Annotated in this window: 10 protein-coding genes and 1 tRNA gene; 3 read left to right on the top strand and 8 right to left on the bottom strand. The window is 36.4% G+C overall.

Annotated features, from left to right (window positions below):
* Position 1: 1 nt before the first annotated feature.
* Positions 2–2,368, bottom strand: coding sequence for a TonB-dependent receptor (locus ACSHWW_RS05500; protein ID WP_435681420.1), 2,367 nt, complete (start codon positions 2,366–2,368; stop codon positions 2–4).
* A 175-nt stretch (positions 2,369–2,543) separates the two neighbouring features.
* On the opposite strand from ACSHWW_RS05500, the gene ACSHWW_RS05505 reads away from it, so the two are divergent.
* Positions 2,544–3,512, top strand: coding sequence for an NAD(P)H-dependent flavin oxidoreductase (locus ACSHWW_RS05505; RefSeq protein ID WP_435681421.1), 969 nt, complete (start codon positions 2,544–2,546; stop codon positions 3,510–3,512).
* A gap of 95 nt (positions 3,513–3,607) precedes the next feature.
* On the opposite strand, the gene ACSHWW_RS05510 is transcribed toward ACSHWW_RS05505, so the two are convergent.
* Complete coding sequence (locus ACSHWW_RS05510; protein WP_435681422.1) at positions 3,608–4,021, bottom strand: hypothetical protein; 414 nt, start codon at positions 4,019–4,021, stop codon at positions 3,608–3,610.
* 433 nt (positions 4,022–4,454) lie between these two features.
* Here ACSHWW_RS05510 and ACSHWW_RS05515 point away from each other — a divergent pair, with 433 nt between their 5' ends.
* The gene (locus ACSHWW_RS05515; RefSeq protein ID WP_435681423.1) at positions 4,455–6,011 is read left to right on the top strand and encodes an NAD(P)/FAD-dependent oxidoreductase; all 1,557 of its coding nucleotides are present in this window, start codon (positions 4,455–4,457) and stop codon (positions 6,009–6,011) included.
* 43 nt (positions 6,012–6,054) lie between these two features.
* On the opposite strand, the gene ACSHWW_RS05520 is transcribed toward ACSHWW_RS05515, so the two are convergent.
* On the bottom strand, positions 6,055–6,543 hold the full coding sequence (locus ACSHWW_RS05520) for a Na(+)-translocating NADH-quinone reductase subunit F (protein ID WP_435681424.1): 489 nt from the start codon (positions 6,541–6,543) through the stop codon (positions 6,055–6,057).
* A 461-nt stretch (positions 6,544–7,004) separates the two neighbouring features.
* Here ACSHWW_RS05520 and ACSHWW_RS05525 point away from each other — a divergent pair, with 461 nt between their 5' ends.
* Positions 7,005–7,730 (top strand): FadR/GntR family transcriptional regulator, encoded by a 726-nt coding sequence (locus tag ACSHWW_RS05525; protein ID WP_435681425.1) that lies wholly within the window; start codon positions 7,005–7,007, stop codon positions 7,728–7,730.
* A 267-nt stretch (positions 7,731–7,997) separates the two neighbouring features.
* Here ACSHWW_RS05525 and ACSHWW_RS05530 read toward each other — a convergent pair whose 3' ends face one another.
* From ACSHWW_RS05530 to ACSHWW_RS05550, 5 genes are all read right to left on the bottom strand, one after another.
* A complete protein-coding gene (locus tag ACSHWW_RS05530; RefSeq protein ID WP_435681426.1) occupies positions 7,998–9,539 on the bottom strand; it encodes an acyl-CoA carboxylase subunit beta in 1,542 nt (513 codons plus the stop codon).
* Between the two features lie 29 nt (positions 9,540–9,568).
* Entirely contained in the window at positions 9,569–11,038 is a 1,470-nt protein-coding gene (gene accC / locus ACSHWW_RS05535; RefSeq protein ID WP_435681427.1) for an acetyl-CoA carboxylase biotin carboxylase subunit, read from the bottom strand.
* Between the two features lie 75 nt (positions 11,039–11,113).
* Positions 11,114–11,596 (bottom strand): biotin/lipoyl-containing protein, encoded by a 483-nt coding sequence (locus ACSHWW_RS05540; protein WP_435681428.1) that lies wholly within the window; start codon positions 11,594–11,596, stop codon positions 11,114–11,116.
* A 38-nt stretch (positions 11,597–11,634) separates the two neighbouring features.
* Complete coding sequence (acs, locus tag ACSHWW_RS05545) at positions 11,635–13,542, bottom strand: acetate--CoA ligase (protein WP_435681429.1); 1,908 nt, start codon at positions 13,540–13,542, stop codon at positions 11,635–11,637.
* 612 nt (positions 13,543–14,154) lie between these two features.
* Positions 14,155–14,228: transfer RNA gene (locus ACSHWW_RS05550), tRNA-Arg, on the bottom strand.
* Positions 14,229–14,231: the final 3 nt, after the last annotated feature.

A 14,231-nucleotide genomic window follows, 5' to 3' on the forward strand; every position in this document is an offset into this window, starting at 1 on the left:
CTTAAAATTTAAAATTATAAGTAACTGCTGGTACTATACCGAAAATGGATAAACGTGTCGCCTCATTGCGACCGGTATCCTCATTTTGAGCAAAACTTATGCTCGCAGCATTGCGTCGATTATAAGCATTATAGATGCTAAAAACCCAGCTTGCTTGCCAGCCTTTAGTTTTATCTGGTTTAGGAATGTAAGTAGCGCTCAAATCCAGTCTGTGGATAACTGGCAATCTGCTGCTATTACGTGATTCATAAGTTGGGATGAACAATCCATCAAATTCATATTGACCATTTGGGTATGTAACCGGTTGTCCCGTTTGCAGTGTGAAATTTGTTCCAAAACTCCATTTTTTATTCAACTCATAACTACCCGTTATAGTTAAGTCGTGCGTTTTATCCCATGCGGCACTGTACCAGTCTCCATTATTGATTCCAGTTTCGGCTGGTGTGCGGCCAGGTGTGCGCTGCTCACTACGTGATAACGTATATGCAATCCACCCTTGTAGCTTACCTTTGTTTTTTCTGAAAAGTACTTCTAGACCATAGGCTCTAGCCTCACCGCTTAGTAAGATTTGTTCTACCGCATCATTTGCTATAAGATCTGCACCATCTATATAATCTAGTCGATTATCTACGGTTTTGTAGAATGCTTCCGTCTCTAGCGAGTAGTCACCTATGTTCTTAAAAAATCCGGCAGCAACTTGATCACCTACTTGTGGTTTTATAAAAGTTCCACTTGGTGCATATAAGTCAAATGGAGTAGGAGCGTTAGTATTTGATATTAAGTGAATGTATTGATTAATGCGCTGGTAACTTGCCTTGAAACTAGTGTCATCATCTAGAGAATATGCAATAGAAAAACGAGGTTCAAGATTCACAAATGTTTCAAGCGTAGTTCCTCTACTTGCACTTGTTGTTTCAATGGGAACTGCAGATTCATAAATTTGAAGATTCTCATCAAAAATAAGAGGCTGATCATCCTGGTAAATATTTATATTTTCTTGGCCTAGTCTGTTGAAAGAACTCAATCGCAGTCCTGCGTTAATATTAATTTTATCTGTTAGTTCAAACTCGCCATCAACGTAAACTGCATTTTCCCATGCGTACTTTTTAGTGAGTTGTCTTTCATTAATCGGACTTGAATCTGTAGTAGGAACTATGCGTCCAGGATCAAATTCATAATAAATTGTATTCAGTCCGTAACGTAATTTAGTCTTATCATTAAGGTAGTGCGTTAAATCATACTTTGCGTTAAGATTTGTAATACCGCTATTGAATTCAAATTCTACAAAGTCTAATTCTAGTCCGTAGTTATAGTCTGAATAAATAACCGATGTATTTGCAAACCACTTATTGTTAAAAACATGATTCCATCGCAGGTTGACAAAGGAGTTCCCAAATGTGTTGCTGAATAATTCATTAATATTAAATACATCTCTACCAAAATAGGAAGACATATACAGTCTATTACTATCATCTAGCGTGAAACTTAATTTTGCATTTAAATCATAGAAATAAGCCTTACTGTCAACGTCAAAGAGCGGCAGGAATAAATGTGCATAACTACTACGTCCACCTATAAGAAATGAAGACTTCTCCTTCTGTATAGGTCCTTCAAGTAGAAGTCTGCTTGCTACGAGACCTATTCCACCAGTGGCGCTCAACTTATTTTTATTTCCATCACGCTGGTAAATGTCTAGAACACTGGAAACACGACCACCGTAACGAGCAGGAATTCCGCCTTTATATAGTTTTAAATCTTTAATAGCATCGGGATTGAAGACAGAGAAGAATCCAAATAAATGATCACTTCCATAAAGAGTTGCTTCATCGAGCAGTACCAGGTTCTGATCTGCAGCGCCACCACGTACATTAAAACCAGAGGCTCCTTCACCAGCATTAGTCACTCCTGGTAGTAGTAATAATGATTTTACGATGTCTGTTTCTCCTAGAACAACCGGCATTTTCTTTATTGTTTCTATGGATAGTGCATTGGTACTCATCTGTGGAGATTTAGTGCTGAGTTTCTCCACATCGGCTTTTATGACTATGGCGTCCAGTTGCTCGTCTGCCTCTACAAGTTCTATGTTTAATTGAGTGTCATTATTTAATACTACTTCTCGCTGAATACTTGTATAACCTATAAAACTATAGACCACTTGATAGGTTCCGGCTGGTAAGGTAATGGAGTAAAATCCATATTCGTTGCTTGACGTTCCTGAGCTCAATTCTGGTATGAGTACGTTCACACCTATCATAGTCTCGCCATTTATTTTTTCACTGATGGTTCCTGACAGTGTGAATTTTTCTGACTGCGCTTTCGCGAAAGCGAAATTCAACAAAACCACTACTATAAATAATCTTTGAATCATGTAAGAAATATTGAGATCTAACTAGGTAACGGGCAATAATTAATATTGTTACAAAGCTAAGATGAAAACTCTTGCTGACCGCAATTTTATAATTTACTTAATGGATAGATAAAAAAAATATAGTCCACATTTATATGTTCTATAATCGTAAATTTGTGGGAAACACTTCTTAAATATGATATCTAAAGAATTTGCCAAAAATATTACTTTACCAGTGGTGGCAGCACCTATGTTTTTAATTTCGGGTCCAGAACTTGTGATCGCTTGTTGTAAAAATGGAATCGTGGGAACTTTTCCTGCTTTGAATCAACGTTCTACAGAAGGTTTTGAAGAATGGGTGATCCAAATTAAAACGGAACTTGATGCCTGGGAAAAAGAAACAGGTAAAAAGGCAGCACCATATGGTGTGAACTTAATAGTTCATGGAAGTAATCCTCGTGTGCAAGCAGACTTGATGGTATGTATGAAGCATAAAGTACCATTGATTATCACTTCTCTAGGAGCTGTTAAAGATTTGGTAGATGCCGTACATTCTTATGGTGGATTAGTATTTCATGACGTAATCAAAAAACGTCATGCAGAGAAAGCTGCAGAGGCTGGAGTAGATGGATTAATTCTAGTGTGTGCTGGTGCTGGTGGACATGCAGGAACCTTGAATCCTATGCCATTTGTAAGAGAAGTGCGCAGTTTCTTTAAGGGAACTATTTTACTCTCAGGAGCGATGAGTAGTGGTCAGGACGTGGCAAGCGCATTACAAATGGGTGCAGATATGGCTTATCTAGGAACTCGTTTTATTAATACTGACGAGTCTAAAGCAACTGACGAGTATAGAGATATGATTATTGCTGCTGGCTCTAGTGATATCGTTTATACAGCTGCAATATCTGGTGTGAGTGCAAATTTTCTAGGCGCAAGTTTAAAAGCCGCTGGAATTACTGAGGAACAGTTGAAAGCGACTGGGAAAATAGATTTCGGTAAAGAGATGGATACTGAGGCCAAAGCTTGGAAAACTATATGGAGTGCTGGACAAGGTGCCGCTACGGTTGAAGATAGTATACCAGCTATCGATTTAATAAATCGAATGAAATCAGAGTTTAAAGAAGCTCTTGAAATGCAGAAGAAAAATCTAGAGCATTACTCTTAGGTCTGATTGAGAAACTTTTAAAATCTTAGTATAACAAAAAGCCATTTATCTGCTTAGATAAATGGCTTTTTAGCTTCCCAATGTAAGCAGTGATTCTAAATTCCGCTTAGTGAATTTCTTAAAGCGGCTCTTTGAGCATAAGCTCCCGTAAGTGTATCAGCTTTAAGGAATGCACCTTCCTGTTCATTTACAAGGATGAAATAAACATAATTAAAAGGCATATTAACTTCTCTAGCAGTAATAGAGGCATTCTTTGTTACGTTTACAAACATCAACTGATTAGGATTACCTATAACGATACGATCTGCTGTAATCTTAGTAGAATGTAAATAGAGTGAAGTGTCAATATATAAAGTACCTGAAATTACAATATCACCACCTTTAAAAATGGTCACTCTTCTATTTCCATAGATATCTGATAATCTAACGTCACCTGTTCTTGAGGTTAATTGAGAATAGCTCAAAAGGCTAAAAAGCGCAATCGCAAGAGTAATAATTTTTGTTTTCATTTTTTAGTTTGTTTTTCATCGTCGATTAATTTGAATTAGTAAATCAATCAACAAGGGTTTAAGAGTAAATTGTTTTAATATTTCTGTACTTCGTTACTTTTACCGATTAAAGGTTTTTTGAGTGAAAATAACAATCGATTAAAAGCAATATAATTTGTTTAAAAGCAGAAGACACCGATAAAACTTCTGTAAAAAGTTGTATCAGTGTCTTCAAAAGGGTTAACTTTTGTTAATTATAAAATGTGTAAAAACTTGTTAATCAGTTATTTAATTATTATTATTGTTTATTTTACAAATGTATTAATAAACATTTGTTCATCAAAACTTTAATTGAATTTCCTTTGATTTGTCTGTCGATAAAATGATGCTTTTTAAAATGACTTTCTGGTCTTTACAAGGTTCAAAATTAGAATAGGCGTTACCTTTGTAAATTATGAGCACACTGGTTCAAATTCAGATTTTACCACATCATCTCGATAATGATGATCATATTCTTGAAAAAGTTTTTGAGAAAGTTGATTTTCCCATGAGTGATGTGTCGCAATGGAACATAAGAAAACGCAGTATTGATGCTCGACAACGTCGTGTATTATATAATTTGCAAATTGAGATATGGAAAAATGGTGAAGAAAAACCCTTGCGTGCTCCTTATAAAATTCAAGATATAAGTAACGCTCCACAGGTTGCTATCATAGGAGCTGGACCAGCAGGATTATATGCCGCATTAAGAGCCATAGAAGGTGGATTAAAACCTGTCATTTATGAAAGAGGTAAAGATGTGCGTTCCAGACGCAGAGATCTTGCAGCTATTAATAAAGAACATATTGTTAATCCAGAATCAAATTACTGCTTTGGTGAAGGTGGAGCAGGAACCTATAGCGATGGAAAGCTTTATACACGATCTAAAAAACGAGGTAATGTACTAAAAGCAATGGAATGGTTTGTGGATTTTGGCGCGACACCAGATATTCTAGTAGATGCACATCCACATATAGGGACAAATAAATTACCACAAATTATTACCGCAATGCGGGAAGCAATTCTTGAAGCTGGTGGAGAAGTACGATTCAATGAGAAACTTACTGATGTAAAACATGAAAACGGTCATATAAAGTCTATTCAAATTAATGATGATAAGTGGTATGATTATGCTAATGTCATCCTAGCTACAGGCCATAGCGCTCGTGATATTTTCTATTTGTTACACGATAGAGGAATTAAAGTAGAGGCTAAGCCATTTGCCATAGGAGTGCGCATTGAGCACTCGCAGTCATTAATCGATACGATACAATATCATGGAGATGATGCAAATCCATATCTTCCACCAGCAAGTTATAGTCTGGTAGAACAAGTAGATGGATTTGGTGTGTACTCTTTCTGCATGTGTCCAGGTGGGATTATTGCCCCATGTGCTACCGATGTTGAAGAAGTTGTGACTAATGGATGGAGTCCTAGTAAAAGAAATAATCCATATTCTAACAGCGGTATCGTAGTAAGTGTGACACCTCAGGACTTACCTAACTTTAAGGAAAACGATCCATTTATTTGTCTTAATTTTCAAAAAAAGGTAGAGTACGATTGTTGGGTTGCTGCAGGAAAAACTCAAAAAGTTCCCGCACAGCGCATGACAGATTTTATTGCTGGAAAAGTTTCAACAGATTTTCCTAAAACTTCATACCAACCAGGATTAACAGCTGTAGATTTAAATGAAGTTTTACCAGATATGCTAGCGAGCAGATTGAGAAAAGCCTTTGTAGCTTTTGGTAATAAAATGAAAGGCTATCTTACTACTGAGGCTGTACTGCACGCGCCAGAAAGTAGAACATCTTCACCCGTAAAAATTCCTAGAGATGCAATGACTCTAGAGCATGTAGAAATTAAAGGTCTCTATCCGTGTGCAGAAGGTGCTGGATATGCCGGCGGAATCATAAGTGCGGCTATAGACGGTATTAACTGTATGGATCGTATCATTGAGAAATATCAAGAGTAGCCCTAATTCAAATAGCACTTGACATTCTAAAATTCTGAACTAGTTAGCTTGTAAACTCTAAGGAATATTTAGGACCATCAACTTCAGTTTCAAATAACTTGGAATAATTAGTAATATCATCAATGCCTTCTAGTTTACACAACACAGTGATTGCAGCACACAATCCCTCAAATTGCACTGATTTATCTTGAGGATTAGCCGGTTTAAAGTGATTGTGTTTTAAAGGTAATTGATATCCACAGCCCTGAAGAAAAGCTTGTTCTATTTTTAGTAATTCAGAAGGTAAATAGCCATAAAGTCTTTTGCCGAATTTTTCATTTACAATTCCTACGTAATTTAATTGTAAAGAGCCATGGTCGTCAGATAGATGTTTCCAAGCGTCATTGTTATCACATATATTCCCAACAGCACAATGACAAGCACACTCTGGATGCAGTGTTCCGTTATGAAACGCATCATATAGTTTAGAAATCGCGTCATTAAATCTATTACTCATATTGTTATAGGTATGTAACGTTAATTGGTACGACATAATACTTCTAAACTTACTAATTCGAGAAGGATAATGATGATTTAAATTGAACATCCACTAATAATTGGTCAAAAGTTCAACATAAACATTATTGATTTTGCTTTCGCGAAAGCGATTAATTTTATCTTATAATTATTAATAGCGACTAAAGATGAAATATTCTCTCTTGAAAATAATATCAAAAAATGGTTTTATACTATATTGACTTGTTTTACGATAAGAATTCAGTTAGTTGATATAAATAAGATAAGTGGCTCTGTATTTACAAATGTATAACAAGATATTGAACTTGCAGTTATTATCACTAAACATGTAATTCAGTAAAACTAATTAACAAATTCACTGTTTATAAATTAAATTATTAATTAACTATCATAATCGATATAAATCCTTTGGATATTTCAATTAATTAACGTTAATTTGAAAACCAAATTGGTAAACCAATTTAATTATGTGTTGTTATGATAGAGCATGGACTGAAGTTATTAGCTGTAACATCCGAGAAACAAACTGATACGGTAATAGAAAATGATGTTATAGCAAAAATTAGAGGACTCATTAAGAAACACAACTTTGAAGAAGGTGATAGGTTACCATCAGAAAGGAAATTGTCTGATAAATTTGGTGTAACTCGCAATCAAATACGAGCTGCTATTCAAAAATTAGAGTTTTACGGTATTATAGAAACCATGCCACAAAGTGGTTCTATGATCTCAGGTATGGGTGTCCCTTCTTTTAAAACTGTGATGACTGATGTGCTGGACTTAGATACTCCAAATTTTAAATCTCTAATAGAATCTAGAGTTATAATTGAGTCTAATGCGGTGCAACTCGCTGCTGCTAGATGTAGCGAGCAATCACTAGTTGAGCTTGAGAAAGCTCATGAGAATTTTGTGTATCGTATTGTAAATGGATTACCTTCTTTAATAGAGGATATAAAATTTCACCTAGCTATAGTAAAAACAAGTGAAAACACGGTGCTTTATGGATTAATGAAAGTTATTGTACCGGATATTATAGGGCATTTTAATAAGGAACAAATTTGTGATCGCTCGCAGGCATTAAAATTAGTACAAGAGCACGAGGATATATTAATTGCAATTAAAAATAAAAATCCTGAAAAAGCTTCTACGGCATTGAGACTGCATTTTAGAGCTCTGAGAGATTATATTAATAAGACTAATTAAAACAGCGATAATAATACAATAAATACAAAGTTTAACTCAACATATTTCTATTAAGTTTAAATTATTAGGATGCTAGAAACATTTTATTTCGACAAATATGGAGCCACACTTATAGTTCTTATTCTCCTCAATCACTCACAGATTGTACAGCAATAGGTGGAAAAATATCCAAAACCATTAAAGAACAGACTAGTTGGAGGAAATCTTGAGCATGGATGAATTAAATAATATGTTTCCATATTTTTTAAATATCACTCATACTCGTTCTTACAAAGGAATGTTTCCGTGCTTCTTTTTAGGCAAAGTTGCCACCTTATTTTGAAGATTAGTAAAGGCTTTTATTAGTTTTCTTCTGGTGTCTTTTGGTTCAATAACTTCATCAATAAAACCTCTTGCCGCAGCGCTATACGGATTTGCAAATTTCTCTGCATACTCAGCTTCTTTTTCAGCAAGTTTTGCCTCTGGATCTGGAGCAGATTTGATTTCTTTTCTAAAAATGATTTCGCTGGCACCTTTTGCACCCATTACAGCAATCTCAGCACCTGGCCATGCGTAATTCATGTCTGCACCTATATGTTTAGAATTCATCACATCATAAGCGCCACCATAAGCTTTTCTAGTAATCACAGTGACTTTAGGAACTGTTGCTTCACTTAAAGCGTATAACAGTTTTGCGCCATTGGTAATAATTCCATTCCACTCTTGATCTGTTCCTGGAAGAAAACCTGGTACGTCTACAAGAACCAGTAGCGGAATATTGAAACAATCGCAGAATCGGGTAAAGCGAGCTGCTTTTTTAGAACTTTCCACATCTAGTACTCCAGCAAGACTTATAGGTTGATTTGCCACAATACCGATGCTTTTTCCAGCTAATCGTGCAAAACCTACGACAATGTTATCCGCATAGTCTTTATGAATTTCAAAGAATGATTCTTCATCGATTATTTCGTTAATGACTCGTCGCATGTCATATGGCTGGTTTGCATTTTCAGGAACAATGGTTTCTAAACCTTTACGGATTTCATCACCTAATGTAAATGGTAAATCTGCTGGTTTATCCTCACAATTTTGAGGCATGTAACTGACCATTTGCTTGATTTGATTGATACATTGAATATCATTTGCAGCTGTTAAATGCGTCACACCAGACTTAGTCGCATGAGTAGATGCTCCACCTAATTCTTCGGCAGTTACGATTTCATTAGTTACTGTTTTCACTACATTAGGACCAGTCACAAACATATAACTGGAGTTTTCAACCATCAACGTGAAATCAGTCATTGCAGGAGAATATACAGCTCCACCAGCACAAGGACCCATAATTGCAGATATTTGTGGAATCACTCCAGATGCCATGACGTTTCTATGGAAAATATCGGCATAGCCGCCTAGGGATCGCACGCCTTCTTGAATCCTAGCGCCACCACTATCATTAAGACCTATTAAGGGAACACCTATTTTCATGGCCATATCCATAATTTTGCAAATTTTTTCAGCATGTGTTTCTGAAAGCGCACCACCAAAAACCGTGAAGTCTTGTGCAAACACACAAACCTGGCGACCATTTATGGTTCCATATCCAGTCACAACGCCATCGCCATAAAACACTTGCTTATCCATACCAAAATCTGTGGTACGATGGGTTACTAAAGCGCCCATTTCTTCAAATGAGCCTTCATCAAGTAGAAAATGTAAGCGTTCTCTTGCTGTTAATTTTCCTTTAGCATGTTGTTTATCAATACGTTCTTGTCCACCGCCTAAATTTGCTTGGATCAACTTATCTGCTAGAATCTGTTTTTTATCTTTCATTGCTGCTGTTCAAATTGAAGTGATGTTCACTAATTACGTTTCTCCCAGTTAGAGGAAGCTGATACTGGAGTTTTTAATGTTTTCTGATTTTCTAGAAATAGTTGTAACGCTACCATGGCAGCGACTTCTCGTTCTTCCTCATATTTTTTCTTCAGTTGTTCTGGAGCATAAAAGTTCTTTACAAAATGAGTGTCAAATTTTCCAGATGTAAATGCTTCGTGTTCACAAACAAATTTCCCAAAGGGTAGCGTAGTGGCAATACCTTCTACTTTATAGTTGTCAATTGCTTGAATCATTAGTTGAATCGCTTCGGCTCTGTTTTTACCGTAGGTGATCAATTTAGAAAGCATAGGATCATAATAAATAGGAACTGCCATTCCTTCTTCATAACCGTTATCAACACGTATTCCTTCACCGCTTGGAGTTTGATAAGTAGTCAGTGTTCCTATACTAGGCATAAAATTTTCAAGTGGATCTTCTGCATATACTCTTACTTCTAGAGCGTGACCGTTAATCTTTAAATCATCTTGAGAAAATTCTAGTGCTTCACCACGAGCCACTTTAATTTGTTGTTCTACAAGATCTACTCCAGCGATCAATTCTGACACTGGATGTTCTACTTGTAAACGCGTATTCATTTCTAAAAAGTAGAAATTCTTGTGTTCATCGAGTAAAAATTCCACCGTTCCAGCACCTACATAATCACACGCTCGAGCCACTTTGATAGCGGCTTCTCCCATTGCTTTACGTATCGAAGGAGTAAGCACGGCAGACGGTGCTTCTTCCACAACTTTCTGGTGACGACGTTGCACACTACATTCACGTTCAAAAAGATGCACGATGTTTCCGTGAGAATCTGCAAGGACTTGTATTTCTATGTGTCGAGGAGAACCTACATATTTTTCAATGAACACAGCTCCATTTCCAAAAGCCGATTGCGCTTCACTAATAGCACGATCCATTTGTTCTGGCAACTCTTCCATATTATTTACCACACGCATTCCTTTCCCACCACCACCAGCAGATGCTTTTATCAAAATAGGAAATCCTATTTCGCTTGCTACTTTCTGTGCTAGAGCAACATCAGTAATCGCTTCTTCAATTCCGGGAACCATAGGAATATCATAATCACGCACGGCTTCTTTTGCAGCAAGTTTATTTCCCATGACTTTAATCGCATGAGGTTTAGGGCCTATAAAAGTGATACCTGCGTCTTCTACCAGTTGCGCAAAAACTGCATTTTCACTTAAAAATCCATAACCAGGATGTATAGCATCTGCACCAGTATCTTTTGCGGCTTGAATGACTTTATCCATTACCAGATAGGACTCTGATGATGGTGCTGGACCTAGTAATACAGCCTCGTCTGCAAAACGCACGTGTGGTGCGGCGCGATCTGCTTCAGAATATACTGCGACGGTTTTGATTCCCATTTTTTGAGCAGTTTTCATGACTCTTATAGCAATCTCTCCTCGGTTAGCTATTAATATTTTTTTCATTTTAAAGTAGGTTTATGACGCTTTCGCGAAAGCGGTATTCTAACAGTATTCTAGTATTTGACAAGTTTTTATACCCTAAGATTCCATCTCGATGATCAACTGCCCTTTAACCACAGAATCATCGATTTTTGCCTCAATAGATTTGATAATTCCTTTTCCATTAGAGAGAATGACGTTTTCCATTTTCATTGCAGATAGCACAAATAATGGTGTCTCGTTTTCAATATGATCACCAGCTTTTACCATAATATCTACGATATATCCAGGCATGGGCGCGTTGATATTATTTGACGTTGCTTCGGTTTTTTCTAGAAGTCCCATTTGAGCAACCATAGTATCATATTCATCATCAATTTTTACTTGGTAGTTGTTCCCATTTACAGAAACGGTCATGGTTTTATCGAGTAAATTTTGAGATATGACGCTTACTTTAAAAGCTTTATTCTTTTTGAGAACATGCAATTCTTCTGGGTTAACTTTATGTATATCAACAGACTGTAGATCTGTAGTAGTTACTTTAAAATCTTGGTGATCTACGTGAATAGTATAATTATTCATAGGCGCTGAATTTTATTAAAGATAATTAGAAAATTGTTTTAAAGCACGTTATCCATGATGTCTTGAACACATTCTGGGTTAAGTAGTGTGCTGGTGTCTCCTAGATTGCTGGTGTCCTTACTTGCAATTTTTCTCAATATACGTCGCATAATTTTTCCAGATCGTGTTTTAGGCAAACCATTAGTGAATTGGATTTTATCCAGTTTTGCGATAGGTCCTATTTGTTCTGTAATGATTTGGTTTATTTCTTTTCTTACATTATCGTGATCTCGACCTTCACCGGTTTCTTTTAAGGTTACATATCCATATAATGCGTTCCCTTTTACATCGTGTGGAAAACCTACAATGGCACTTTCTGAAACGGCAGGATGTTCATTTATGGCATCTTCTATAGGTGCTGTTCCTAGATTGTGACCAGAAACGATAATAACATCATCTACGCGACCAGTGATCCTATAATAACCTACTTCATCTCTAAGTGCGCCATCTCCTGTGAAATACATATTTTCATAAGCAGAAAAATAAGTGTTTTTATAGCGCTCGTGATTTCCCCATATCGTTCTAGCAATACTAGGCCACGGGAATTTTATACACAAACGACCATCTACTTGATTTCCTTTTATCTCCTGACCATTTTCATCCATTAATGTTGGTTGTATGCCTATAAAAGGAAGTGTTGCATAGGTAGGTTTTGTAGGTGTTGCAAAAGGGATAGGAGTAATCATTATTCCACCTGTTTCGGTTTGCCACCACGTATCAACAATAGGTGCTTTTTTCTTTCCTATATTGTCATCATACCAGTGCCATGCTTCTTCATTAATAGGTTCACCTACGGTTCCTAGGACTTTTAATGAGGACAAATCGTATTTTTCTACGTGTGCAATACCTTCTTTGGCAAGTGCTCTAATGGCAGTAGGAGCGGTATAAAATTGAGTTACTTTATGCTTCTCGACAACTTCCCAGAAACGGCCATAATCTGGATGACTAGGTACTCCTTCAAACATCACGGTTGTGGCGCCATTTGCTAACGGCCCATAAACTATATAACTATGTCCCGTGATCCAACCAATATCTGCCGTGCACCAATACACATCATTTTCTTTATATTGAAATACATTTTTAAAGGTGTAAGCACTGTAAACCATATAACCAGCTGTAGTATGCACCATACCTTTAGGCATTCCTGTGGATCCAGACGTGTACAAAATGAATAATGGATCTTCTGCATCCATAACCGTCGCCACTAACTCGTTAGAAGCTTCATCTAATAATGGTTGCAGCCACTCATCTCGACCTTCCTGCATATTAATGTCTGTATGAATGCGCTTTGCAACTAAAACAGATTCAACACAGTCACAATCATTTAAAGCTTCATCTACAATACCTTTCAAATCTATAGTTTTAGCGCCACGATATGATCCGTCAGAAGTAATCACCATCTTACAATCAGAATCGTTTATTCTAGTTGCTAATGCAATAGACGAAAATCCTGCAAATACTACTGAATGTATGGCACCTATTCTAGCACAAGCTAATACTGAAATGGCTAGTTCTGGAATCATAGGTAGATAAATACAAACACGATCACCTTTCTGAATTCCTTTAGCCTTGAGCACATTTGCAAACTTGTTGACACGATGATATAAATCTTTGTATGTGATATGCTGTGCAGCTTCTTTGGGATCATTTGGTTCAAATAAAATTGCTGTTTTGTCTCCACGTGTTGCAAGATGTCTATCGATACAATTTTCTGTAATATTAAGTTGTGCTCCTTCAAACCATTTAACTTCTGGTTTTTTAAAGTCCCAACTTAAAACGTTATCCCATTTTTTACGCCACAGAAAATGCTCTTCAGCAATTTCTTCCCAAAATGCTTCAGGGTTACGTACCGATTTTCTATAAACTTGAAAATATTCTTCGAGGTGTTTTATATGATAATTACTCATTACTGCTGGTTCTGTTTAAAATCTTGATGGAAAAGATTTGAAAGCACGTTGATGATGAACTCAAGAGTTTAATTCATGTGCTCTTTTTTAATGATGCAGTAATTTACAAAGAAGTTTTAGGAATTACAATCCTATAAATAACAAGTGGACTACCATTGAAATGAAGGTTTGATATTTAGAAAGTATCTACTTCATAAATAGAATAAAACTGTAAATAAGGCAGAAATAAAAAAGCTCTTTAAACTTATGTTTAAAGAGCTTTAAAAATTGTGACTATGACAGGATTAAATATCCTGAATGAGAACAATGTTGCAAATAAGAAACCACGCATCGCAAAAAAAGCGATGCTACTTTTGAATTTTCTATTCTCTTACAGAAGTCTTTAACTTCTGACGTTTATAGAAAACACAAAACCACGCTCTAAAAAAAAGCGTGGTTTCTTAAGTGATTGTGACCTCGACAGGATTAAATATCCTGAAAAGCTCCATTCTGCAAAAAAGAAACCACGGACTGTCGTCCTAGTTCTTTACTTTATTCCAAAACTCCAAACTGCGTTTGGTTTTTCCATAAAATAAAGAACCACGCTAAAAAGCGTGGTTTCTTAAGTGATTGTGACCTCGACAGGATTCAAACCTGTAACCTCTTGAGCCGTAATCAAGTGCGCTATTCAGTTGCGCCACGAGGCCTAA

The sequence above is a fragment of the Nonlabens sp. genome (genome assembly GCF_051251825.1).
Taxonomy (GTDB): Bacteria; Bacteroidota; Bacteroidia; order Flavobacteriales; family Flavobacteriaceae; genus Nonlabens.

What these genes read in the sequence shown, in the direction of transcription:
- ACSHWW_RS05500 (WP_435681420.1), bottom strand. Translation starts at nt 2,368, where the DNA reads ATGATTCAAAGATTATTTATAGTAGTGGTTTTGTTGAATTTCGCTTTC.
- ACSHWW_RS05505 (WP_435681421.1), top strand. Translation starts at nt 2,544, where the DNA reads ATGATATCTAAAGAATTTGCCAAAAATATTACTTTACCAGTGGTGGCA.
- ACSHWW_RS05510 (WP_435681422.1), bottom strand. Translation starts at nt 4,021, where the DNA reads ATGAAAACAAAAATTATTACTCTTGCGATTGCGCTTTTTAGCCTTTTG.
- ACSHWW_RS05515 (WP_435681423.1), top strand. Translation starts at nt 4,455, where the DNA reads ATGAGCACACTGGTTCAAATTCAGATTTTACCACATCATCTCGATAAT.
- ACSHWW_RS05520 (WP_435681424.1), bottom strand. Translation starts at nt 6,543, where the DNA reads ATGTCGTACCAATTAACGTTACATACCTATAACAATATGAGTAATAGA.
- ACSHWW_RS05525 (WP_435681425.1), top strand. Translation starts at nt 7,005, where the DNA reads ATGATAGAGCATGGACTGAAGTTATTAGCTGTAACATCCGAGAAACAA.
- ACSHWW_RS05530 (WP_435681426.1), bottom strand. Translation starts at nt 9,539, where the DNA reads ATGAAAGATAAAAAACAGATTCTAGCAGATAAGTTGATCCAAGCAAAT.
- accC (WP_435681427.1), bottom strand. Translation starts at nt 11,038, where the DNA reads ATGAAAAAAATATTAATAGCTAACCGAGGAGAGATTGCTATAAGAGTC.
- ACSHWW_RS05540 (WP_435681428.1), bottom strand. Translation starts at nt 11,596, where the DNA reads ATGAATAATTATACTATTCACGTAGATCACCAAGATTTTAAAGTAACT.
- acs (WP_435681429.1), bottom strand. Translation starts at nt 13,542, where the DNA reads ATGAGTAATTATCATATAAAACACCTCGAAGAATATTTTCAAGTTTAT.